1 protein-coding gene is annotated in these 305 nt (G+C 58.4%); it reads right to left on the bottom strand.

Features of this window, described 5'->3' with window-relative positions; genetic code table 11:
- Positions 1-305 (bottom strand): IS30 family transposase (locus HMPREF2791_RS01125; protein WP_141764879.1); only part of this gene is annotated, 305 nt, incomplete at both ends.

Here is a 305-nt window from a genome sequence, read left to right as displayed (position 1 = left end):
GGTGTGTCGTTGAGTTCGTTTTGTACCCAGGCGACGTGCTCGGGGGTTACTTCGGCGAAGTCGGTGCCTTTCTTGTAGAACCGGCGGCGGATCTCACCGTTGGTGTTTTCGTTGGTCGGCCGCTGCCACGGCGAGTGCGGGTCGCAAAAGTACACCTCGCAGCCGTCTTTGATGCGCACACGTGCGGTTTCAGCCATTTCCACGCCTTGGTCCCAGGTGATGGTCTTGAGCTGTTCGGCGTTGAGGTCTTTGACCATCTGCTGGATCGTTGCAATCACCGTCATCGATGTGTGTTCGGTGGGCAG

The sequence above is a fragment of the Corynebacterium sp. HMSC034A01 genome (assembly GCF_001838175.1).
Lineage (GTDB): Bacteria > Actinomycetota > Actinomycetes > Mycobacteriales > Mycobacteriaceae > Corynebacterium.
Note: the sequence above shows the minus strand (reverse complement) of the source record. Positions and strands in the feature narration are given on the sequence as shown.